At 68.5% G+C, this 17,323-nt stretch carries 17 protein-coding genes; 4 read left to right on the top strand and 13 right to left on the bottom strand.

Annotated elements, in window-relative coordinates; translation table 11 throughout:
* The first annotated feature begins 124 nt into the window (after nt 1–124).
* Nucleotides 125–460, top strand: coding sequence for a (2Fe-2S) ferredoxin domain-containing protein (locus STARVERO_RS02045; RefSeq protein WP_159597739.1), 336 nt, complete (start codon nt 125–127; stop codon nt 458–460).
* Here the strand turns inward: STARVERO_RS02045 and STARVERO_RS02040 are convergent, their stop codons facing one another.
* From STARVERO_RS02040 to STARVERO_RS02030, 3 genes are all read right to left on the bottom strand, one after another.
* Nucleotides 461–1,477 carry an FUSC family protein gene (locus tag STARVERO_RS02040; RefSeq protein ID WP_159597738.1) on the bottom strand — a complete coding sequence of 339 codons (1,017 nt, stop codon included), beginning with the start codon at nt 1,475–1,477 and terminating at the stop codon, nt 461–463. It abuts the gene before it with no gap.
* 3 nt (nt 1,478–1,480) lie between these two features.
* A complete protein-coding gene (locus tag STARVERO_RS02035; protein ID WP_159597737.1) occupies nt 1,481–2,461 on the bottom strand; it encodes an HlyD family secretion protein in 981 nt (326 codons plus the stop codon).
* A 102-nt stretch (nt 2,462–2,563) separates the two neighbouring features.
* Nucleotides 2,564–2,833, bottom strand: a complete 270-nt coding sequence (locus STARVERO_RS02030) for a metal/formaldehyde-sensitive transcriptional repressor (RefSeq protein WP_144343962.1) — start codon at nt 2,831–2,833, stop codon at nt 2,564–2,566.
* Between the two features lie 162 nt (nt 2,834–2,995).
* Here STARVERO_RS02030 and STARVERO_RS02025 point away from each other — a divergent pair, with 162 nt between their 5' ends.
* Nucleotides 2,996–3,664, top strand: a complete 669-nt coding sequence (locus STARVERO_RS02025; RefSeq protein ID WP_159597736.1) for a DedA family protein — start codon at nt 2,996–2,998, stop codon at nt 3,662–3,664.
* Nucleotides 3,665–3,690: 26 nt separating this feature from the next.
* Here STARVERO_RS02025 and STARVERO_RS02020 read toward each other — a convergent pair whose 3' ends face one another.
* The gene (locus tag STARVERO_RS02020) at nt 3,691–4,581 is read right to left on the bottom strand and encodes a nickel/cobalt efflux transporter (RefSeq protein ID WP_159597735.1); all 891 of its coding nucleotides are present in this window, start codon (nt 4,579–4,581) and stop codon (nt 3,691–3,693) included.
* Nucleotides 4,582–4,949: 368 nt separating this feature from the next.
* On the opposite strand from STARVERO_RS02020, the gene STARVERO_RS02015 reads away from it, so the two are divergent.
* The gene (locus STARVERO_RS02015) at nt 4,950–5,813 is read left to right on the top strand and encodes a hypothetical protein (RefSeq protein WP_159597734.1); all 864 of its coding nucleotides are present in this window, start codon (nt 4,950–4,952) and stop codon (nt 5,811–5,813) included.
* 7 nt (nt 5,814–5,820) lie between these two features.
* Here the strand turns inward: STARVERO_RS02015 and rpe are convergent, their stop codons facing one another.
* The 8 genes from rpe to STARVERO_RS01975 form a co-directional block, all read right to left on the bottom strand.
* On the bottom strand, nt 5,821–6,501 hold the full coding sequence (gene rpe / locus STARVERO_RS02010) for a ribulose-phosphate 3-epimerase (protein ID WP_159597733.1): 681 nt from the start codon (nt 6,499–6,501) through the stop codon (nt 5,821–5,823).
* A 62-nt stretch (nt 6,502–6,563) separates the two neighbouring features.
* Nucleotides 6,564–7,517 (bottom strand): CbbX protein, encoded by a 954-nt coding sequence (gene cbbX, locus STARVERO_RS02005; protein WP_159597732.1) that lies wholly within the window; start codon nt 7,515–7,517, stop codon nt 6,564–6,566.
* A gap of 152 nt (nt 7,518–7,669) precedes the next feature.
* Nucleotides 7,670–8,089, bottom strand: a complete 420-nt coding sequence (locus tag STARVERO_RS02000) for a ribulose bisphosphate carboxylase small subunit (protein ID WP_159597731.1) — start codon at nt 8,087–8,089, stop codon at nt 7,670–7,672.
* A gap of 155 nt (nt 8,090–8,244) precedes the next feature.
* The gene (locus tag STARVERO_RS01995) at nt 8,245–9,714 is read right to left on the bottom strand and encodes a form I ribulose bisphosphate carboxylase large subunit (protein ID WP_159597730.1); all 1,470 of its coding nucleotides are present in this window, start codon (nt 9,712–9,714) and stop codon (nt 8,245–8,247) included.
* 88 nt (nt 9,715–9,802) lie between these two features.
* Complete coding sequence (gene fba, locus STARVERO_RS01990) at nt 9,803–10,888, bottom strand: class II fructose-bisphosphate aldolase (protein WP_144343954.1); 1,086 nt, start codon at nt 10,886–10,888, stop codon at nt 9,803–9,805.
* 16 nt (nt 10,889–10,904) lie between these two features.
* A complete protein-coding gene (gene tkt / locus STARVERO_RS01985; RefSeq protein ID WP_159597729.1) occupies nt 10,905–12,926 on the bottom strand; it encodes a transketolase in 2,022 nt (673 codons plus the stop codon).
* A 14-nt stretch (nt 12,927–12,940) separates the two neighbouring features.
* On the bottom strand, nt 12,941–13,816 hold the full coding sequence (locus STARVERO_RS01980; RefSeq protein WP_144343952.1) for a phosphoribulokinase: 876 nt from the start codon (nt 13,814–13,816) through the stop codon (nt 12,941–12,943).
* 11 nt (nt 13,817–13,827) lie between these two features.
* Nucleotides 13,828–14,853 (bottom strand): class 1 fructose-bisphosphatase, encoded by a 1,026-nt coding sequence (locus tag STARVERO_RS01975; RefSeq protein ID WP_159597728.1) that lies wholly within the window; start codon nt 14,851–14,853, stop codon nt 13,828–13,830.
* A gap of 181 nt (nt 14,854–15,034) precedes the next feature.
* Here STARVERO_RS01975 and STARVERO_RS01970 point away from each other — a divergent pair, with 181 nt between their 5' ends.
* Entirely contained in the window at nt 15,035–15,994 is a 960-nt protein-coding gene (locus STARVERO_RS01970) for a LysR family transcriptional regulator (RefSeq protein ID WP_159597727.1), read from the top strand.
* A 44-nt stretch (nt 15,995–16,038) separates the two neighbouring features.
* Here the strand turns inward: STARVERO_RS01970 and STARVERO_RS01965 are convergent, their stop codons facing one another.
* Nucleotides 16,039–17,070 carry a DUF2778 domain-containing protein gene (locus tag STARVERO_RS01965; protein WP_144343949.1) on the bottom strand — a complete coding sequence of 344 codons (1,032 nt, stop codon included), beginning with the start codon at nt 17,068–17,070 and terminating at the stop codon, nt 16,039–16,041.
* Between the last annotated feature and the right edge of the window lie 253 nt (nt 17,071–17,323).

The following is a 17,323-nucleotide window of genomic DNA, read 5'->3' as shown; positions in this document are numbered from 1 at the left end:
GCGTCGTCTGCCCCCTCGACGCCCGGACCACGGCTTCCCGGTCGACTTGCCCGATCAGCCCGGACCGCCAGCCTCATCGACAACGCGCCCCGGCGATGCCACATGCAGCGCAGGAGAAGGCGCGATGAAGCCGATCAAATCCGACTGGACGGACGTCGTGCTGGTCTGCCGCAAGTGCGCTAAGAAGCTCGACGGCGGCTTCGGGCCGCATGGCGACCAGCCGCTGCCGAAGGCCCTGCGGGCGGAGATCGCCCGGCGCGAGGGCGGCAAGCCGATGAAGAAGCCGCGCCGCAAGGGCGCGCATGTCGCCGTGATCGAGGTGGACTGCCTCGACATCTGCCCCAAGGGCGCGGCCATCCTGGTGCCGGCAGGCCATCCCGGCCGCTGGCGCGCGGTGCCGCGCGGCGCCGATCTCGGCGCGCTGCTCGACGAGATCGCCCCCGAGCGCGGGGACGACTGATCAGGCCGCCTCTTCCGCCGGCCGCACCGGATTGAGCGCCCACACCAGCACGGTCATGATGCTGACGCCGATGACGATGCCGACGAGGCGGTCGATCGGCGGCTCCAGCGTGGTGGGCGGCCCGGCGCTCACCAGCGTCACCAGATAGGCGATGGCCGACTGGGTGCCGATATAGGCCTGCGCCGACTTGCCGAGATGGATATGGGCGAAGGAGAACACGCCCAGAAACAGCATCGCCGCCCACCACCACGGATCGGTCGCGTCGATGGCGATGACGAGCAGCCCCGCCGTGCCGCCGATGACGCAGCCGAAGATGCGCTGCGCGCCGCGATGACGTGTCGCCAGCGGATCGCTGTCGACGACGATGAGGCTGGAAATCAGCACCTGCGGCAGCTGCGGCAGGTCGAACAGCGCCCAGGTGACGACGATCACCAGCGCCCCGAGCGCCGCCACCATGGACTGGCGCTCGGCATTGATCTCGGTGGTGGCGCTCGGCTGGGCGACGAGACGGGCGTGCAGCTCCCCCGCGCGCGGCCCGAGCGCCCAGCTCGACAGCGTGCCGCATACCACGCCGATGACGATCTCGTAGCAGCGATAATGGGCGAAGTCGTAGAGCTGGCCCGGCTCCGTCATGGTGTAGAGCATGACGAGGGCGAAGGTCAGCGCGCCGTAGAACCAGACGTAGCCATAGGCGCTGCGCTGGCGGCCATAGGTTCCCACGGCGGCGGCGATGACGACGAAGGTGATCTGCAGGAAGGGCAGCCCCTCCACCCACTGGCCGATGTAGTAGCCGCCGAGGACGCCGACGAAGGTGCCGGCGATGCGCAGCACGCCCTTGGTGAACAGCGCGTCGCGATCGACATTCGCGATGATCATCACGCTGAGCGCCGCCCAGTAGGGCTGCTGAAGTCCCATCCAGAGCGCGATGAAGACCGCCGCGAGCACGCCGCAGGCGGTCGCGAAGGCCTGCCGGGTGACGTCCCGGTCGATCGCGTCCTGGCGGGCGGCCTCGTCCATCGCTCAGAACCAGATCAGCACGCGGGCATCGGCACCGTGGAACAGGCCGAGGCCGGGCGGCCAGCCGTCGAGCGTGACCTCGACGGGGAAGCGCCGCGGCAGCCGCACCCAGTCGGTCGTCGGCTCGACATAGGGGATCACGCGCGGATTGTGCGGCGAGCGGGCGACGCCGGCGGCGATGCCGCTCACCCGCCCCCAGTGCAGCACCCACGGGTCGCTGCCGAGGGTGAGCAGCACGCGCTGGCCGAGCCGGATGCGGGCGAGATGGCGCTCGCCCATGTTCGCCACCACGCGGCGGCGGCGCTCGGTCACGAGGGCCAGCACCTCGCTGCCGGCGGAAAGATAGTCGCCGAGCCTTGTGGTGAAGGGCGCGATGCGGCCGGGCTCCGGCGCGGTCACGACGGTCTTGGAGAGATCGTACTGCGCCTTGGCGAGCGCCGCCTGAGCGGAGCCTATGGCGGCGGTGGCCACCGCCACGCGCTGGCTCGCCACGGCGAGCTGGGCCTGTGCCGCCAGCACATTGGCGCCGGCGGTGGCGACGTCGCGGGTCGCGACGTCCAGCGACGCTTCGGGCGAGTAGCCTTCGCCCGACAGGGTGCGCACCCGCGCGAGCTGGGACTGCGCGTTCGTCTGCACCGCCTGCGTGGCGGTGATGTTGGCCGTCGCCGCCCTCACCTCGTCCTGGGCGAGACCGAGATCGGCCTGCGCCTGGATCAGCGTCGCCTGCGCCTCCTGCACCTTCAGCGCGAAGGGCGTGCGCTCGATCTCGAACAGCAGATCGCCGGCGGCGACCGGCTGGTTGTTCTGGACAGCGAGACGGGAGACCGGACCCTCGATCTGCGAGGAGATGACGACGATGTCGCTCATCACATAGGCGTCCGCCGTATAGGCGAGGAAGCGGACGCTGATCTCGTAAAGGGCGAACAGCGCCGCCACGACGCCGATGATGAGCGCCACCGGATGGCGCAGCAGACGGCTCAACATGGAAATGCGGAACTCCCACCCCCTCCGGCGCCTTTCCGGCGCGCGGCTGCCCCATATTCGCGGCTTTGCCGCCGGGGCTCAATCCTCCGGCGGGGGCGGCGATCAGCGCATATAGGTGCGGATGACGTCGACCAGTTCGGCGACGCCCTCCTCGCGCGCGCCTTCCTCCGCCTTCGCGACGTGCTCGCGGATATGATCCTCGATCAGTTCCGCGGTGAGCCCGTTGACCGCGCCGCGCACCGAGGCGACCTGGTTGAGGATGTCGGCACAGGGGACCTCGCTCTCGAGCGCGCGCTCGATCGCCTCCATCTGCCCCTTCAGCCGGCGGACACGGGCGATAAGCCGCGTCTTATTCCTGACGGTATGACTCATATCTCAAGCTATACCCGATCCGGGCGGCCATGCCACGGCGCCCCGCGACGATTAGCGCGCGGCCCGTGCACACGTATCGGCGAGCGGGCCTTGCTCCGGTCATGTTCGTCTTCACATTGGGCGGGGAAATTTCGGGGCGGGCTTCTCCCGCCATGTGAGGATATGGAAGCATTCACCGCCGACGTGGCCGCCTTTCTGCACGCCCATGACTATCTGGTCCCTCTCGTCATCGGGATCATCGCCTTCGGCGAGTCCCTGGTGCTCGTCGGCATCATCATTCCCGCCACCGCCCTGATGCTCGCCATTGGCGGGCTGGTCGGCACCGGCGTGGTGTCGCCCGTGCCGGTGATCGTCGGCGCCATCGTCGGCGCCGTGCTGGGCGATGTCGTCTCCTACTGGCTCGGCCGCTGGCTCGGCCCGCGTGTCGTGCATCGCCGCCCGCTGCTGGGCTATCGCGAGCAGGTGGCACAGGCGCGGCTGTTCTTCCGCCGTTTTGGCTTCGCCTCGATATTCGTCGGCCGCTTCTTCGGCCCGGTGCGGGCCACCATGCCGCTGGTCGCCGGCATGATGCGGATGGACCAGCGCCGCTTCCAGTTCGCCAACGTCTCCTCGGCCATCGTCTGGGCGCCGGTCATGCTCGCCCCCGGCTGGCTTGCCGGCAAGAGCGCGGATCAGCTCGGCGCCACCGAGCAGGGAGACTGGCTGCTGCTGATGGTCGGGGTGACCCTGGTGATGCTGGTGCTGACGGTCGTCGCGCTCAAGATGATCAAGGGCCGGATCGCCAAGCGCCCGCGCAACCGCCGGCGCCAGCAGCGCGCGCCGGCGGCCTGACGGCGCCGGCATTTTCACTCTCCGCCTCACGGAGCCGCTGGCTGGGTGAGGGCCGACGGCGCGGCCTGCGCCGACAGACCGGCCCAGCCGTGCCAGCCTACATAGAGGCCAACCACGATCAGCAGCACGCCCGAGACATAGGGTGCCCGGCGGGCCACGCGACCAAACCAGGGCAGCCGTGACGAGGCGTGCCGGACGCCGAGCGCGGCGGCGACGCCGACCGCCACGAGGGTGACGGCAAGGCCGACCGAAAAGCCCAGCACCAGGGTGAAGCCGAGGGCGAACTCCCGCAGCTGCAGGCAGAGCAGCAGCACGGTGATCGCCGCCGGGCATGGAATGAGCCCGCCGGTAAGCCCGAACAGCGCGATCTGCCAGTTCGTCACCGAACGACCGATGAAGCGACGGCGGATGTCATCGGCGTGCGCCAGCTCGTGCGCGTCCTGATAGCCCTCGACCTCCAGAACGATCTCGCGCATCCGCTCGCCCCCTCTGTCGTCATGGGCGTGGTGATGATCGTGGTGGTGATCATGACCGTGGTGGTGATCGTGGTCATGTTCCGCCGCGGCCAGCCGCGTGTCCTCGCGGGTGCGCCAGATCATCCAGACCGCCATCGCCACGATGATCACGGCCGAGGCGAGCTGGAGATACGGCTCGAAGGTCTCCGGCGCGACGCCCTGCCAGAGATAGACGCCGCCAAGGGCGATCGCCCACACGACCAGCGTGTGCGAGACCGTGGCCGCGAGGCCAAGCAGCACGGCCTGCCACACCGTTCCCCGTATGGCGATGATGAAGGCGGCCATCAGCGTCTTGGAATGGCCCGGCTCCAACCCGTGCAGCGCGCCGAGAAGGATCGCGCTGGGAATGAAAAGCCAGCCATGGGTAGCGCCCTGCTGGAGAAGCTCGGCGAAGGTGGGCATGGGAGCCTCGATCTGTCTGGGCTGGCGTGAGAAATCGTCGGGAGCGCCGCCCCTGCCTGTCGACGGGACGAACGGCGGGCGTCCACGCAAACGGGAAGCTAGCCTTCCGCCCCGCCAAAGACAATAGCATAGGGGGTATATCTATATGTCGCGAAAGCCATGCGACGGGCACGGCCGGCGCCGATGCACGGGCGCGGCATAATTCTGGAACTTTCCTGCGCGATGCTGGCGCTCGCTCCGCCGCTTAACCACATCGGCGGGGAAAGATCGGCGCGACGCGCCCGTTGCGGTAGATTGCAGCGCGGCGGGCGCCCCGAACCGGGCAGAACGATCGGCGCGACGATGTCGGCGTCGGGCAGGAGTGAGAGATGACGGACAAGCGCGAACCCTCGCTGGAGTCACCCAAGCCACACCCGAACAACGGGGATTCTGCCGCCACCACAACGACGCCGCCGAACCGCAGCAAGGGTCCGCCGAGCGACCCCGAGGCTTTCCGGCGCTGGCTCGGCATCGAACAGCTCAAGGTCGACATGCGCCGGCTCGAACTGGAGACCAAGAAGGCAGAGGCCCCGCCGCCGCGCACCGGCCATCCGGCCCTGCCGGTGCTGTACGGCCTGATCCTGGTCGCGCTGCTGGCGCTGGCGGCCTTCCTCACCTCGCAGGTGATCACCCTGCGCGAGGAGATCGGCGCGCTGCGCACCGCCCAGACCGAGATCGCCGCCCGTCTCACCGCGGCTCCGGCGGCAACGCCGCCTTCCTCCGGCGCAGCAGATGCCGCTCCGGCCGAAGCACCGGCATCGCCGACGCCGGTACCCCCCACCCCTATGAACACACCATCCGACGCAGCGCCCGGAGACGGCGCCGCCGCGCCATCAGCACCGGCCTCGCCCACGGCGGAGGCCGAGCCGGCGACGCCCGCCCTGCCGGGCGCCGGCTATACGGTGCGCATCTTCGCGCCGGTCAACAGCGTGCCGAAGGCGAAGATCGACAATTTCACCAGCCCGCTGAAGGCCGCCGGGTTTGATGTCGTGGTGTCGGATACGGGCGTCGTGCAGACGACCAACAACACGCTGTCCTACCACTCCACCACGCAGGACATGGCGAACCAGGTGGCCGGCATCATCCAGAGGAAGCGGCCCGGGCTCGACATGGAGCTGCGCGCCTCGCCGTCCATCCCGCCCAATGCGCGGCAGGTCCTCATCCTCAACCTGACCGAGGACGCGCTGAACTGAGCGCGCCTCAGGCGGCGGCGCGCGGCCCGCGCGCCTGCCGGCCAGCCTCGCGGATGGCGGCGATGTTGCCGCGATAGCCTTCCACGCCGCCCTTGAACACGGCGGAGCCGGCCACCAGCACATTCGCGCCGGCCGCGGCGCAGAGGGCGGCGGTCTCCGGCGTGACGCCGCCATCGACCTCCAGATGGATCGGCCGCTCGCCGATCATCGCGCGCAGACGATAGATCTTCGGCAGCACGTCAGGGATGAAGGCCTGACCGCCAAAGCCGGGATTGACGGTCATGGCGAGGATCAGGTCCACCTTGTCCAGGACATAGGCGAGAGCGCTCTCATGCGTGGCCGGATTCAGCGCCACACCGGCCTTCTTGCCGAGCGAGCGTATGTGCTGGAGGCAGCGGTCGAGATGGTGCGTGGCCTCCGCCTGCACAGTGATGATGTCCGCACCGGCCTTGGCGAAGGCCTCGATATAGGGCTCCACCGGCTCGATCATCAGATGCACGTCGAACGGCTTATCGGTATGCGGACGCATCGCCTTGATGACATCCGGACCGAAGGTGATGTTGGGCACGAAATGCCCGTCCATCACATCGAGATGGATCCAGTCGGCGCCGGCGCTCGCGACATCGCGCACCTCCTCGCCGAAGCGGGAGAAGTCCGACGCCAGCATGGAAGGGGCGATGAGGGGCATGGGTTCTCCTGACGTATGGACCTGGCGCGACGTCACCCCCGCGCCAAGCCCGGCCATGACGTTCAGTTGGATGGATGGAGCGGCGGATAGCTGTCGATGCCGCCGGAGAATACCCGGCTGGCGAGGATGTCCTCGGCGGTGAGCGTCACCAGATCGTCGGCCGTCACCGGCCGCTCGGCGTTGAACAGGCGGTTGGCCTGCCGCAGCCGGGCACGGTCGAGCGCATTGCGGATCGAGCGGCCATTGGCGAAATGCGGCTGCAGCATGCGCAGGTCGATATAGCGCCGGAAGGCTTCCTGCGCGCCTGCATCCATGCGGTAGTTCATCGTCTCCAGAATGCGCCCGCCGATGGCGTCGAGCTCGCCGGCCGAATAGTCGGGGAAGTCGACATGATGGGCGACGCGCGAGCGGAAACCGGGATTGGCGGTGAAGAAACGCTCCATCCGGTCGGCATAGCCGGCGAGGATGACGACGAGATCGTCGCGCTGGTTCTCCATCACCTGCAGCAGGATCTCGATCGCCTCCTGCCCGTAGTCACGCTCGTTCTCGGGGCGGTAGAGGTAGTAAGCCTCGTCGATGAACAGCACGCCGCCCATCGCCTTCTTGAGGATTTCCTTCGTCTTCGGCGCGGTGTGACCAATGTACTGGCCGACCAGATCGTCGCGCGTCACGGTGACGAGGTGGCCTTTGCGGACATAGCCGAGCCGGTGGAGGATCTCCGCCATGCGCAGCGCCACCGTCGTCTTGCCGGTGCCGGGATTGCCGGTGAAGCTCATGTGCAGCGTCGGGCTCACGGCTTCGAGGCCGAAGCGCTTGCGGGCGCTGTCGACGAGCAGCAGCGCGCCGATCTCGCGCAGGCGCTGCTTCACCGGCACCAGGCCGACGAGCTCGCGGTCGAGCTGGTCGAACACCTCGGCAAGGCCGCTGGACGAAAACTCGGCACGCAGGTCGATGGCGCCCGGCACGGGGGCCTTCGCGTCCGGGACAATGTTCGGATCGTCGATCACGGCATCCATGATCCGCTCTCCGCCGCGTCGGGCCGGCTCTCGCCAGGAAAGAGAAAAGGGGGACCGGTTCCGGGCGCGGCATTCCGGAACCGGTCCCTCGCGGTCGGGGAGGAAACCGGGCGACCGCGATAACCGTCGGGGGAGTTAGGGAGACCGACGGATCAGTAGCGCGCGCCCTCCGGGCGGTTGGCCGCATAGGCGCGCGTCGTGTAGCGGATGGACCGGCCGTCGACTTCCTGGCGCTCCAGCGCGAAGCCGGGCTCCTCCTCGGGGCGGTCGGTGATGAAGGACAGGCGCAGCGATTCCCACGTGTGGGTGGAATCGAAGGCGCTGACGCGGATGTAATGCCGGCCCTTGTAGGCCTTGCGGCACTCGTTCAGCTCGAACATGACGCCGGCGGCGTCGCGCACGTCGAACATCGGCTGGCCCCACAGCTCCCAATAGGTGTTGCGCGGGTGGGGATCGTCGGTGAACTCGATGTTCACCGCCCAGCCATTGTCGATGCAGTACTGGACCTGCTTGCCGATCTGCTCGTCGGTCAGGTCGGGCAGGAAGGAGAAGGCTCCCTGGGTCAGGCGCATGGTCTTGTCTCGCTCTGTTAGCTGTGACGGGCTCCGCCTTCCGCCGTCATCCCCGGGCTTGGCCCGAGGATCCACGCCTGTGACCTCCGGCAAGCGGGAAGTCATGGATGGCTGGGCCAAGCCCGGCCATGACGTCGTGAGGCGGCACAGATCAATCACTCCGCCGCGGTGGCCTGCGGCACGAAGTCGGGCGTGTCGGTGGAGGAGTAGTTGAAGGTCACGTCCTTCCACGTCTCCAGCGCCTGCTTGAGCGGCAGGCAGTGCCTGGCCGCCGCCTTGAGGATTTCCGGCCCCTCGCCGAGCAGGTCGCGGCCCTCGTTGCGGGCGAGGATCATCGCCTCCAGCGCCACGCGGTTGGCGGTCGCGCCGGCCTGGATGCCCATCGGGTGGCCGATGGTGCCGCCGCCGAACTGCAGCACGACGTCCTCGCCGAGCAGGTCGATGAGCTGGTGCATCTGGCCGGCATGGATGCCGCCGGAGGCGACCGGCATCAGCTTGCGGGTCGAGGCCCAGGGCTGGTCGAAGAAGATGCCGTGGGCGAGGTTCTGCGGCACGAAGTCCTCACGGCAGAGGTCGTAGTAGCCCTTGGTGGTGTGGGGGTCGCCCTCCAGCTTGCCGACGACCGTGCCCGCGTGGATGTGGTCGACGCCCGCGAGGCGCATCCACTTGGTGATGACGCGGAACGACACGCCGTGAGACTTCTGCCGCGTATAGGTGGAGTGGCCGGCGCGGTGCAGGTGCAGGATCATGTCGTTGCGCCGCGCCCACTTCGCCATGGACTGGATCGCGGTGTAGCCGATCACCAGGTCGATCATGACGATGCTGGAGCCGAGGCTCTTGGCGAAATCGGCGCGCTCGTACATGTCCTCCATGGTGGCGGCGGTCACGTTGAGATAGGTGCCCTTGATCTCGCCGGTCGAGGCCTGCGCCTTGTTGACCGCCTCCATGCAGTAGAGGAAGCGCTCGCGCCAGTGCATGAAGGGCTGCGAGTTGATGTTCTCGTCGTCCTTGGTGAAGTCGAGGCCGCCCTTGAGCGCCTCGTAGACCACGCGGCCATAGTTGCGGCCGGACAGGCCGAGCTTGGGCTTCACCGTCGCGCCGAGCAGCGGGCGGCCGAACTTGTCGAGACGCTCGCGTTCCACGACGATGCCGGTGGCCGGGCCGTCGAAGGTCTTCAGATAGGCGACCGGCAGGCGCATGTCCTCGAGGCGCAGCGCCTTGAGCGGCTTGAAGCCGAACACGTTGCCGATGATCGACGCCGACAGGTTGGCGATCGAGCCCGGCTCGAATAGGTCGAGATCATAGGCGATATAGGCGAACCACGAGCCCGGCGAATTCGGCACCGGATCGACGCGGTAGCACTTGGCCCGGTACTTGTCGCAGGCGGTCAGGCGGTCCGTCCACACCACGGTCCAGGTGGCGGTGGAGCTTTCGCCGGCCACCGCCGCCGAAGCCTCGATCTCGTCGACGCCGTCCTGCGGGGTGATGCGGAACACGGCGATGACGTCCGTGTCCTTCGGCTCGTAATCGGGCTGCCAGTAGCCCATCTTGCGGTATTCCATCACGCCGGCGCTGTAGCGGCTGCGCTTCTCCTCGGCGGGCTTGGTCTTGTCGATCGCGTTCATCGATCTTCTCCTGTGCGTTCCCGTCGGCGCGGCGCCGAAAGCGCGCGCCCCCTGGTCTGGTTGAGGTCGTCCCCGCGAGGGGGGAGATTCATTCCGCCGCGGCGCGTGCGCCGCCGATCACCGGATCGAGCGCCCCGCTGGCGTAGCGCTTGGCCATGGCGGCAAGCGGCAGCACCTTGATCTTCGAGGCGTGGCCCGCCGTGCCGAACTGCTCGAAGCGCTCGCGGCAGAGGTCGCGCATCGCGTCCATGGCGGGCTTGAGGAATTTGCGGGGATCGAACTCCGACCGGTTCGCCTGTCCGACCTTGCGGAACTGCGCGGTCATGGCGAGGCGGCAGTCGGTGTCGATGTTGACCTTGCGCACGCCATGCCTGATGCCGCGTACGATCTCCTCCACCGGCACGCCCCAGGTCTGGGGCATCTCGCCGCCGGACGCGTTGAACAGGTCCTGCAGCGCCTGCGGCACCGAGGAGGAGCCGTGCATGACGAGGTGGACGCTGGGCAGCCGGCGGTGGATCTCCTCGATCACGTGCATGGCGAGGATGTCGCCGTCGGGCTTGCGCGAGAACTTGTAGGCGCCGTGCGAGGTGCCCATGGCGATGGCGAGCGCGTCGACCTTGGTGCGGGCGACGAAATCCACCGCCTGATCGGGATCGGTGAGCAGCTGGTCGTGGCTCAGCACGCCTTCCGCGCCGTGGCCGTCCTCCTGCTCGCCCGCCCCGCTCTCGAGCGAGCCGAGCACGCCGAGCTCGCCCTCGACCGAGGCACCGACCCAATGGGCGGCATCGACCACGCGCCGGGTGATGGCGACGTTGTAGTCGTAGTCCGCCGGGGTCTTGGCGTCCTCCTTCAGCGAGCCGTCCATCATGACGGAGGTGAAGCCGTGCTGGATGGCGGACAGGCAGGTCGCCTCGTTGTTCCCGTGGTCCTGGTGCATGCAGATCGGGATCGACGGGTACATCTCGACGAGGGCGTCGATCATCCGCGAGAGCATGATGTCGCCGGCATAGGAGCGGGCGCCGCGGCTCGCCTGCATGATGACGGGCGCGTCGACGGCCTGCGCCGCCTCCATGATCGCGATGCCCTGCTCCATGTTGTTGATGTTGAAGGCGGGCACGCCGTAGCCGTGCTCGGCGGCGTGGTCGAGAAGCTGACGAAGGGTGATGCGGGCCATTGGCGTTTCCCCCGGCTCAGGCGCAGGTCAGGAGGTCGCAGGTCGCGTCGACCACCGCCTCCGGCGTGATGTTGAAATGCTGGTAGAGATCGCCTGCCGGAGCGGAGGCGCCGAAGCCCTCCATGCCGACGAAGCGGCCGCGCTCGCCGATCCAGCGATCCCAGCCGAGGCGGCCGGCCGCCTCGATGCCGACGCGCGGGGCGGTGCCCAGCACCGCGCGGCGATAGTCGGCGCTCTGGCGCTCGAAGAGCTCCCAGCAGGGCAGCGAGACGACGGCGGCGTCCACGTCTCGCTCGGCGAGCAGGTCCGCCGCCTTGAAGGCGAGCTCGACCTCCGAGCCGGTGGCGATGAGAGTCACATCGCGCCGGCGCCTGGGCTTGCGGACGACATAGCCGCCATAGCCGGTGAGGTTTTCCTCGCTGTGCGTGGTGCGGAAGGTCGGCAGGTTCTGGCGCGAGAGCGCCAGCACCGAGGGGGTGCCTTCGGCATGCAGGGCGAGCTGCCAGGCCTCCAGCGTCTCCACCGCGTCGGCGGGACGGAACACGTAGAGGTTCGGCGTCGCCCGCAGCATGGCCAGATGCTCGACCGGCTGGTGCGTCGGCCCGTCCTCGCCGAGGCCGATGGAGTCGTGCGTCAGCACATAGACGACGCGTTGGCCCATCAGCGCCGAGAGCCGCATGGCCCCCTTCGCGTAATCGGAGAAGACGAGGAACGTCCCGCCATAGGGAATGGAGCCGCGATGCAGCGCGAGGCCGTTCATCACCGCCGCCATGGCGTGCTCGCGGATGCCGTAGTGCAGGTAACGGCCGCCATACGCACCCGGCGCCACCGGCACGAGGCCCTTGGTGTAGGTGAGGTTCGAGTGGGTGAGGTCGGCCGAGCCGCCAACCGTGAGGTCGGTCGCCGCGTTGATGACGCCGAGCGCCATCTCCGACGCCTTGCGCGTCGCCACCTTCGGCGCGCTCTCGGCCAGCTCTCGCTTGTAGGCGGCGAGCTTCTCGTCGAAATCGGCCGGCAGTTCGCCTTCCATCGCCGCCTCGAAGGCAGCGCGCTGGCCGGAGGCGGCAAGCCGCTTCTCCCATGCCTCGCGGGCATGGCGGCCGCGCTCGGCGATGCCGGCCCAGGCGGTACGCACGCCCTCCGGCACCTCGAAGGGCGGATGGTTCCAGCCGAGCCTGGCGCGGGCACCCTCGATCTCAGCGGCTCCCAGCGGCGCGCCGTGCACCGCCTCGGTACCCGCCTTGGTGGGCGCGCCGAAGCCGATGGTGGTGCGGCAGGCGATCAGCGTCGGCCGCTCGGTGGAGCGTGCCTCGGCGATGGCGTCAACCAGCGCGTGATGGGCGTGGCCGTCGACCCGCATCACGTCCCAGCCGGCGGCCCTGAAACGGGCGAGCTGGTCGGTCGAGGTCGAGAGCGTGGTGCGTCCGTCGATGGAGATGCCGTTGTCGTCCCACAGCACGATCAGCTTGCCGAGCTTCAGGTGCCCGGCGAGGTCGATGGCCTCGTGGGAGATGCCCTCCATCAGGCAGCCGTCACCGGCGATGACGTAGGTGTGGTGATCAACCAGTTCGTCGCCGAAGCGGGCGTTGAGCATGCGCTCGGCGAGCGCCATACCCACGGCCGTGGCGAGCCCCTGCCCTAGCGGGCCGGTGGTGGTCTCCACCCCCAGCGTATGGCCGTGCTCGGGATGGCCGGCAGTGATCGCGCCGAGTTGGCGGAACCGCTTGAGCTGGTCGATGCCCATGTCGGCATAGCCGAGCAGGTGGTTGATGCCGTAGAGCAGCATCGAGCCGTGGCCGGCGGAGAGGATGAAGCGGTCGCGGTCCGGCCAGTCGGGCCGGCCCGGATCGAGCGTCACGAAGCGGGCGAACAGGGCGGTGGCGACATCCGCCATGCCCATCGGCATGCCGGGATGGCCGGACTTGGCCTGCTCCACCGCGTCCATGGCAAGTGCGCGCAGGGCGTTGGCCATGTCGTCGTGGGGGATGTCGGCGGGGTCCTGGTGCGGACGCAGCGCCGTGGTGTTGCTGGTCAACATGCTGTCCTCCCGGCTCATGCGGCGCGCCGCTTCTTCTCGACGATGTTCAGGATCATCGGGGTGAGGATGAGCTGCATCGCGATGTCGAGCTTGCCGCCCGGGATCACGATGGAATTGGCGCGGCTCATCCACGAACCCTGGATCATCGAGAGCAGGTAGGGGAAATCGATCCCGCGCGGGCTCTTGAAGCGGATGACGACGATCGACTCGTCCGCCGTGGGGATCCAGCGGGCGACGAAGGGGTTCGAGGTGTCGACCGTCGGGACGCGCTGGAAGTTGATGTCGGTGTGGGTGAACTGCGGGCAGATGTAGTTCACGTAGTCCGGCATGCGACGCAGGATCGTGTCGGTGACGGCCTCGGTCGAGTAGCCGCGATGCGAGCGGTCGCGATGGATCTTCTGGATCCACTCGAGATTGATGACCGGCACGACGCCGATCTTCAGGTCGGCATAGCGGGCGACGTCGATGTTGCCGCTCACCACCGCGCCATGCAGCCCCTCGTAGAAGAGCAGGTCGGTCGGCGTCGGGATCGGCTCCCACTGCGTGAAGGTGCCGGGCGCGCCGCCATACTCGGCGGCCTCCTTGTCGTCATGCACATAGTGGCGGAACTTGCCGGTGCCGGTCTGCGAATAGGAACGGAAGGTCTCCTCCAGCTCCTCGAACAGGTTCGAATCCGGGCCGAAATGGCTGTAGTGGTGATTGCCGCGCGCGGCCTCCTCGGCCATGACGCGCTTCATCTCGGCGCGGTCGTAACGGTGATAGGCATCGCCCTCGATATAGGCGGCGGAAACCTCCTCGCGGCGGAAGATCTGCTCGAAGATGCGCCGCACCGAGGTGGTGCCCGCGCCCGACGAACCGGTGACGGAAATGATGGGATGGTGGATCGACATCACCCTCTCCCTCACGCGCGCAGCAGGCCGCGCCGGCCGAAGAGCGGGGAGCGCTCGGGCATGGCGGTAGCATCGATGTGGTAGCGGGCGATGCGTTCGACCTCGCCGCGCGAGCCGAAGACCAGCGGCACGCGCTGGTGCAGATGGGCGGGGCGCAGTTCGAGGATCGGCCGCTGGCCGTCGGTCGCGGCGCCCTGCGCCTGCTCCATCAGGAAGGCGACCGGATTCGCCTCGTAGACCAGCCGCAGGCGGCCCTGCGTGTAGCCCCGGCGGGCGTCGCCCGGATAGAGATAGACGCCGCCACGCACCAGGATGCGGAAGACGTCCGCCACCATGGAGGCGACCCAGCGGGTGTTGAAGTCCTTGCCGCGCGGCCCGTCGGCGCCCGCCTGGCAATCCTCGACATAGCAGCGGATCGCCGTATCCCAGTGGCGCAGGTTGGAGCCGTTGACGGCGTATTCGGCGGTCTCGGGGGCGACCAGCGCGCGTTCCTCGGCGAGCAGGAAATCGCCGCTCGCCCGGTCGAGGATGAAGATCTGCGTGCCGGCGCCGACGGTGAGCACCAGCGCGAGTTGGGGGCCGTAGATCAGGAAGCCGGCGGCGAGCTGCGCCGAGCCTGGCTGCAGCAGCGCTTCCGCGCCGACGAAGGGCAGGATCGAGAAGATCGTGCCGACCGTCATGTTGCTGTCGATGTTGGACGAGCCGTCGAGCGGATCGACCGCGACGGCCAGCGTGCCGGCCGGGTCGAGCGCGACCGGCTCGTCCGCCTCTTCCGAGCCGAGAAGGGCGACGGGCGCGGCGGTCAGCGCCTCGCGGACCAGATCGTCGGCGATGACGTCGAGTTCCTTCTGGCTGTCGCCGTCCGCGTGATGGCCGCGGACCTCGGCGAGCGCGCCGGCCAGCGGCCCAGCGGCCAGAAGCTCGGAAATCTTGATACCGGCACCGGCAAGCGCGAGCACGGTGCTCGCGACGTCGCGGCGCACGTCATCGGCTTGCGACCACCTGGACAGGTGGTCCTGCAAAGTCGGGCGTGTCATGGCGTTTCCCCAGTTAAGTCGTGGGCTTGTGCCCATTGGCGTGTCGTTTCCGTAAGACCTTCGAGCGGGGAACCCGAAGCGGCGGACGCCTCTTGTTGATGGCAGACTGCACGAATTGTCGGCGTAAGGAAATTCGAATATTCTTTCCTGAGAATTCAGTTTAACTGAAATGTAATGCCATATGCGTAATGCCACACTGAAGCAGCTGCGCGCCGTCGCCGCCATCGTCGAAACCGGAAGCGTCACGGCCGCCGCGAAGAAGCTGAACGTCACGCCGCCGGCGGTGACGATGCAGGTGCAATTGCTCGAACAGCATCTCGGCCTGCCGCTGCTCGACCGCGCGGGGGACCGCTTCCAGCCCAGCGCCGCGGGGCGGGAAGTGCTTTCCGCCGCCGCCCGCATCGAACAGGCGCTGGCCGATTGCGGCGCCGCCCTCGACGCCATGAAGGGCCTGCGCTCCGGCCGCGTCTCGGTGGGCCTCGTCTCCACCGCGAAGTATTTCGTGCCGGCCGCGCTCGGCGCCTTCACCCGCGCCCATCCCGGCATCGACGTGGTGCTGACGGTGGGCAACCGCGAGGCGATCATTGCCGGGCTGCGCGGCGACACGATCGACGTCGCCATCATGGGACGACCGCCACTCGACATGGAGGTCGACAAGACGCTGATCGGCGATCATCCGCACGTGCTGATCGCCCCCGCCGACCACCCGCTGCTTGGTCGGCGTATCCCGGCCTCGGCGCTGGCGGGAGCGACCTTCATGTCGCGCGAGCCCGGCTCGGGCACGCGCGGGCTGATGGAACGGTTCTTTCAGCAGTCCGGCATCGATCCGCGCATCGGCATGGAGATCGATTCGAACGAGACCATCAAGCAGGCGGTGATGGCGGGGCTCGGCCTCGCCTTCATCTCCGCCCACACCATCGCGGCGGAAGTCGCGGACGGACGCCTTGCCGTGCTCGATGTCGAGGGGCTGCCGGAAGTGCGGCAATGGTTCGTGGTGAAGCGCACCGCCAAGCGCCTGACGCCTCCGGCGGCGGCGCTCACCGAGTTCCTGTCGCGGCGCGGGCCGGAATTCCTGCCGGACACGCTGCATTTGCCGGGCGTGGCGCGGGCGATGGCTCCCGCCGACGACCGGCCGGACTGAGCGCGCCGGGGGCGATCAGTCCGAACACAGGTCGGCGGCGTGCGTCAGTCGCGCTTGCCGGTGAGCCAGGAGAGCAGCGGGTTGAGCGGCTTGGACGACCCCGGCATGGCCTCGACCACCACCAGTTCCTCCACATCGCCCTTCTTGAAGGCGGCAAGGAAGGCGTCGTAGTCGCGCACAGAGACGCAGCCATTGGAATCGCCGCGCTCTCCCAGCAGATAGGGGTGCAGGAGGAAGCCGTTGCGCCCATACATGGGCTGGTCGCCGACCGGCGTCATGCGCACCGCCTCGGTGCCATGGAACAGCGCCTCGCGCATGCGCAGCTTGTAGCGGTTCGGCGGGGTCGGGCCGAGCATCTTCACGCGGACGTGGCGGATGTCGTCGAACTTGTCGCCATAGCCCGAATGCGCCTCGAGCTTCTTGCCGTTCGGCAGATAGAGCTTCTTGGCGCGGATGTCGTAGACGGCGAACTTGTCGCCCGAGGTGGGATAGCGCAGCCCGTCCTTGGGGGCGGCCTGCTCGGTCGCCGGGGGCGCGGCCGGCGCGGCGGCGGGCGCCTCCTCCGGCGTGACGTCCTCTTCCATGGGCGGCGGCAGCGAGGCGACCTCGGTCGGCGCGGCCGGCTTCCTCGGCGGAAGCGGCGCGAGGGTCAGCGTATCCTCGGGCTCGTCGCCCGCCATGACGCGGCCGGCGAAGAGCGGGTTGGCCATGGGCAGCGGCACCGCGCTCACCGTCTCGACCGTCGGCTCGGAGGTCGGCGCCGGCACCGGAATGGCGGCCACGGTGGCCGGCCGGATCGGCATGACCGCCGGGTTGAACAGCCAGCTGGCCGGCTGCGCGATCTGACCGGCGGGCCGAAAATTGCGGACGTCGTTCACGCTCATCGCGAACGGAGCCGAGGGCTCGTCCACCACGGCGCTCGCCACCTCGGGCGCCGCCGGAGCAAGCCGCAGCGCAGGATCGACCCGTGCCGCATCGGCCGGGGTCGGAACGGAGGCGTTCGACACCCAAGCCACGGCAACCGCCACGCCGACGAAGCTGGCTGAGCCGATGAGGAACGATCCAATAAGCCGCATTAGGCGTCTCTGCACAGGTGACGGGCGGGCACGGCAAGGCGGCGCGATGAAGCGCCGTGCGTCAGTCTTCGGTTGCGATCAGGAACCCCAACGCCCAAGCCATAATCCGCCGATGGCCCCCAAGCCAGATCGGTTAGTATTACAGCTTACGTAATATTTCATTAATGCCAACCGGACAACCCGAGCCCGGCGCGTGCGGCGCATATTCGCACACAAAGCCATGCGCGGAGAGCTCCGCCCGCGAAATTCGCGG

The sequence above is a fragment of the Starkeya nomas genome (assembly GCF_902703545.1).
Lineage (GTDB): Bacteria > Pseudomonadota > Alphaproteobacteria > Rhizobiales > Xanthobacteraceae > Ancylobacter > Ancylobacter moscoviensis.
The sequence above is the reverse complement of the archived record's forward strand: the minus strand, read 5'-3'. Positions and strand labels throughout refer to the sequence as shown.